The organism is Aquipuribacter hungaricus (assembly GCF_037860755.1).
GTDB lineage: Bacteria > Actinomycetota > Actinomycetes > Actinomycetales > JBBAYJ01 > Aquipuribacter > Aquipuribacter hungaricus.
In genome coordinates this window covers 1-4,785 of record NZ_JBBEOI010000258.1, presented here as the reverse complement: position 1 = coordinate 4,785, position 4,785 = coordinate 1, and the positions used below count along the sequence as shown (strand labels likewise).

Here is a 4,785-nt window from a genome sequence, read left to right as displayed (position 1 = left end):
GGGGGCCTGGGGGCCGTCCGACGGGGGCGTCGGCGGGGTGACCGGCGAGGCCTCGGCGACCGGGACGGTGGCCGCGGGGCCGGTGACGCCGGGCGGGGTGGTCCCCGGCGGGGTGGTCGGCGCCGCCGCCTTCGCAGGCGCCGTCTTCTTCGCGGCCGTCTTCCTGGCGGTCGTCTTCTTCGCAGCGGGCGCGGGGGCAGCCGGCGCCGGGGCGGCCGGCGTCGTCGCAGGGACCGGGGGCGCCGTGGTCACGGCGGACTTCTTCGCGGTGCGCCTGCCGGTGGGCGGGGTGGCGGGCGTCGACACCGTGGCCTCGCCGGCCGCCTGCTGCGCGGCGACGCTCTCGCGTACGGCGGCGGAGGCGGCGGCACCGGCGGGCACCGTCGCGGCGGCCGGGGTGGCGATCGGCCCGGACGGCACGTGGACGACCTCGGGCTCCGCGGGCGGGGTGGTGGGGGCGGCCTTCTTCTTGCCGTGCTTCTTCTCCGCGCGGGCCTGGGCCTCGGCGGCGACCTTGCGGACCTTCTTGGCGCCCTTGCCGTCGGCGACGACGGCCGCGGCGGCGGCGATGGCGTGCTCCCCCAGACCGAGGGCGTCGTCGACGAGCACCTTGAAGCCCTTGGCCGGTTCGAACTTGGGCACCGTGACGCCGGCGATGCTGCGGGTGGAGTCCGTGCTGGCCCGGTACGCGCGCTCGAAGGTGCCCAGCCCGGTCACGGCGACCTTCTCGCCGCGGGCGACCGCGTCGGTGATCGACTCCACGAGGACGTCGACCGCCTGCTTGGCCTTCTTCTTGTCACCGATGCGCTCGGCGATCGCTGCGACGAGATCGGACCTGTTCACGGGGCCTCCTGGCGGGCACGACGGTGGTGCACGGACTCACGGCGGGACGGTCGTCGGGGTAGGACCCGACGACCCGGCCACGCTAACGCCGGTGCTGGCGACGGTCCACGCGGACCTGGCGGCGACGGGCGGCGACGGACGAGCGGCGGAGGGGCGGCGGGGGGCGCTCAGGGTCGGACGGCGACCGCGTCCAGGCGCACGTAGTCCTGGTCGTAGGACCCGTCCTCGCGACGGAGCGCCGCGGTGCACCGGCGGAGCGCCTCGGCCTCGAACGCCGCACGTGGGGCGGGGTCCCCGGACGGCCCGGCACCCCCGGAGGACACGGCTCCCCCGGAAGACCCGCCGCGGCCGTACCCGGGCAGCACCTGGCTGCGCAGCCACGCCTCCAGCGCCGGGGCGTCCGGCATGCCGCGGCGCTGGCGGAGCAGGGCGACGGACACCGGTCGGAGCCCCGCCCCGACGAGCAGGTCCGTCGCGGTCGCCTCGTCGGGGAAGAACCACGGCGACCCCGGGACGCCGTGCTCGGCCGCGACCTCGTCGAGGACCTCGCGGGCGGCGGCGATCTGCCCGGCCCCGCCCATGTCGAGGCGGAGGACGCCGCCCGGGACCAGCGCGCGGGCGACCTGCGCGAGCGCCGCCGGCTGGTCGGCCTCGACCACCCAGTGCAGGACCGCGACGGACAGCACGACGTCGGCCCACCCGGCCGGCACGACCCGGTCGAGCTCCTGGGCGCGCGCGACCTCGAACCGCAGGCCCTCCCGGCCGTACGCCGCGCGGGCGTGCTCGACCTGCGAGGGCGAGGAGTCCACGCCGAGCACCTCGCCCGGGGCGACCAGGCCGGCGACGCGGGCGGTCAGGTCGCCGACGCCGCAGCCGACGTCGAGCACGCGCATGCCGGCCCGCCACGCGACCGGGGCGAGCACGTCGGCGTCGTGGGCGCGGTGGTGGCCGGTCGCGCCGGCGTAGACGGCCCCGGTGAAGGCCGGGTCCGCCACGGCCGGCGGCGTGGCGGACCCCACGTCAGGACCGGACGGGCAGCGTCGTGGGGCGCCAGGGCTCCCGCGCCGCCTCGAAGGAGTCGATGAGCGCGGCGCTCTGCAGGGTGATCCCGACGTCGTCGAGCCCCTCGAGCAGGCGGTAGCGGGTGTAGTCGTCGACGCCGACCGGGAAGACGAACTCCTGGCAGCGGCCCTCGCGCGCCTGCAGGTCGACCGTCACCTGGGTGCCCGGCTCGGTCTCGAGGATCTTCCACAGCATCTCGACGTCGTCCTGGGCCAGCTGCCCGGCGAGCAGGCCCTGCTTGCCGGCGTTGCCGCGGAAGATGTCCGCGAAGCGGGAGCTCAGCACCACGCGGAAGCCGTAGTCCTTGAGCGCCCACACCGCGTGCTCGCGGGAGGACCCGGTGCCGAAGTCCGGCCCGGCGACCAGGACGCTGCCGGCGCGGTACGGCTCGGCGTTGAGGACGAAGCCGGGGTCCTGCCGCCAGGCGGAGAACAGCCCGTCCTCGAACCCGGTCCGCGACACCCGCTTGAGGTAGACGGCCGGGATGATCTGGTCGGTGTCGACGTTGCTCGCGCGCAGCGGGACGCCGACGCCGGTGTGGGTGGTGAACGGTTCCACGTCGGGCTCCTTCAGACGGCCGTCGAGCCGGCGGGCGCGGGCTCCAGGTCGGCGGGGCTGGACAGGGTGCCGCGGACGGCGGTCGCGGCCGCGACGAGCGGGCTCACCAGGTGGGTGCGCCCGCCCTTGCCCTGGCGGCCCTCGAAGTTGCGGTTGGACGTCGACGCGCTGCGCTCGCCGGGTGCCAGCTGGTCGGGGTTCATGCCCAGGCACATCGAGCAGCCGGCGTTGCGCCACTCGGCCCCGAAGTCGGTGAACACCTTGTCCAGGCCCTCGGCCTCGGCGTCCAGGCGGACGCGGGCGGAGCCGGGCACGACCATGACCCGGACGTCCGGGTGCTTGTGGCGCCCCTGGACGACGGCGGCCGCGGCGCGCAGGTCCTCGATCCGACCGTTGGTGCACGAGCCGATGAAGACCGTGTCGACGGCGATCTCGCGCAGCGGCGTGCCCGGCGTGAGCGCCATGTAGGCCAGCGCCTTCTGCGCGCCGGCGCGGGCGCCCGCGTCGGCGATGTCCGCCGGGTCCGGCACGGACGCCGACAGCGGCAGGCCCTGCCCGGGGTTGGTCCCCCACGTGACGAACGGCTCGATGTCCGCGGCGTCGAGGACCACCTCGGCGTCGAACACGGCGTCGTCGTCCGTGCGCAGGGTCCGCCAGTACTCCACCGCGGCGTCCCAGTCGGCGCCCTGCGGGGCGTGGGGCCGGCCGCGCAGGTACTCGAACGTCGTCTCGTCGGGGGCGATCATCCCGGCGCGCGCACCGGCCTCGATGGACATGTTGCAGACGGTCATCCGCGACTCCATCGACAGCTGCCGGACGGCCTCGCCGCGGTACTCCAGGACGTAGCCCTGGCCGCCGCCGGTCCCGATCTTGGCGATGACCGCGAGGATGATGTCCTTGGACGTGGAGCCCTCGGGCAGCGTGCCGTCGACGGTGATGGCCATGGTGCGGAACGGCCGCAGCGGCAGCGTCTGGGTAGCGAGCACGTGCTCGACCTCCGAGGTGCCGATGCCGAACGCCAGCGCGCCGAAGGCGCCGTGGGTGGAGGTGTGGCTGTCGCCGCAGACGACCGTCAGCCCCGGCATGGTGAGGCCGAGCTGGGGGCCCACGACGTGGACGATGCCCTGCTCGACGTCGCCCAGCGGGTGCAGCCGCACGCCGAACTCCGCGCAGTTGGTGCGCAGGGTGTCGACCTGGGTCCGGCTGACCTCGTCGACGATGGGGATGTCGCGCCCGACGCCCGGCGTGGTGGGGACGTTGTGGTCCTCGGTGGCGATGGTGAGGTCCGGCCGGCGCACGGGCCGCCCCGCGAGCCGGAGGCCGTCGAAGGCCTGCGGGCTGGTCACCTCGTGGACCAGGTGCAGGTCGATGTACAGGAGGTCGGGCTCGTCGCCCTCTCCCTTGCGGACCACGTGCGCGTCCCACAGCTTCTCCGCGAGCGTCCTGCTCATCGTCGTGCCCTCCTCGCGACCGCCAGGTCGCCGTCTGTGCTGCCCGTGCGGCGCGCGTCCCGGCGCGACCGCTTGCCATCCACATGTCGAGACGGCAATATCGACTCGTGGACAAGAGTAGCGGAGTCGGCGTGCTGGACAAGGCCGCCATCGTGCTGGGAGCCCTCGAGGGGGGTCCGGTCACCCTCGCGCAGCTGGTGGAGGCCACCGGGCTCGCCCGGCCGACGGCCCACAGGCTGGCCGTGGCGCTGGAGCACCACCGCCTCGTGGGGCGCGACGTCAACGGCCGCTTCGTGCTCGGGCCCCGCATCGCGGAGCTCGCCGCGAGCGCCGGGGAGGACAAGCTCTTCGCCGCCGCCACCCCGGTGCTGCTCGCGCTGCGCGACCACACCGGCGAGAGCGCGCAGGTGTACCGGCGCCAGGGCGAGCACCGGGTGTGCGTGGCCTCCGTCGAGCGGCCCAGCGGTCTGCGCGACAGCGTCCCCGTGGGCGCCACCCTGACCATGCTCGCGGGCTCCGCGGCCCAGGTGATGCTCGCCTGGGAGGAGCCGGACCGGCTGCACAAGGGCCTGATCGGCGCCCGCTTCACCGCGACGACGCTGTCGCAGGTGCGCCGCCGCGGCTGGGCGCAGTCCGTCGGCGAGCGCGAGCCCGGCGTCGCGTCGGTGTCCGCGCCGGTGCGCGGGGCGCAGGGCCGGGTCGTCGCCGCGATCTCCGTGTCCGGGCCGATCGAGCGCTTCAGCCGCCAGCCCGGCCGGCTCCACGCGCCCGCCGTCATGGCCGCCGCCAACCGGCTCACCGAGGCGCTGCGCCGCGCGGGCGGGGACGGCGTGCAGGTCGTCGCCACGACCCCGTCGGTGGGCCCGCTGCC

5 protein-coding genes are annotated in these 4,785 nt (G+C 75.8%); 1 reads left to right on the top strand and 4 read right to left on the bottom strand.

Translation table 11 applies throughout. The features are described 5' to 3' along the window. The 4 genes from WCS02_RS17565 to leuC form a co-directional block, all read right to left on the bottom strand. The coding region (locus tag WCS02_RS17565) for an HU family DNA-binding protein (RefSeq protein ID WP_340295555.1) at positions 1 to 843 on the bottom strand (843 nt) is incomplete at its 3' end. Between the two features lie 167 nt (positions 844 to 1,010). After that, a complete protein-coding gene (locus WCS02_RS17560; RefSeq protein ID WP_340295553.1) occupies positions 1,011 to 1,862 on the bottom strand; it encodes a class I SAM-dependent methyltransferase in 852 nt (283 codons plus the stop codon). Position 1,863: 1 nt separating this feature from the next. Further along, the gene (leuD, locus tag WCS02_RS17555; protein WP_340295551.1) at positions 1,864 to 2,463 is read right to left on the bottom strand and encodes a 3-isopropylmalate dehydratase small subunit; all 600 of its coding nucleotides are present in this window, start codon (positions 2,461 to 2,463) and stop codon (positions 1,864 to 1,866) included. 11 nt (positions 2,464 to 2,474) lie between these two features. Continuing rightward, a complete protein-coding gene (gene leuC, locus WCS02_RS17550; RefSeq protein ID WP_340295550.1) occupies positions 2,475 to 3,914 on the bottom strand; it encodes a 3-isopropylmalate dehydratase large subunit in 1,440 nt (479 codons plus the stop codon). A gap of 107 nt (positions 3,915 to 4,021) precedes the next feature. On the opposite strand from leuC, the gene WCS02_RS17545 reads away from it, so the two are divergent. After that, the coding region (locus WCS02_RS17545; protein ID WP_340295548.1) for an IclR family transcriptional regulator at positions 4,022 to 4,785 on the top strand (764 nt) is incomplete at its 3' end.

Bases quoted from the DNA above. Each gene is read 5' to 3' on its own strand.
- leuC (WP_340295550.1), bottom strand. From the start codon at position 3,914: ATGAGCAGGACGCTCGCGGAGAAGCTGTGGGACGCGCACGTGGTCCGC.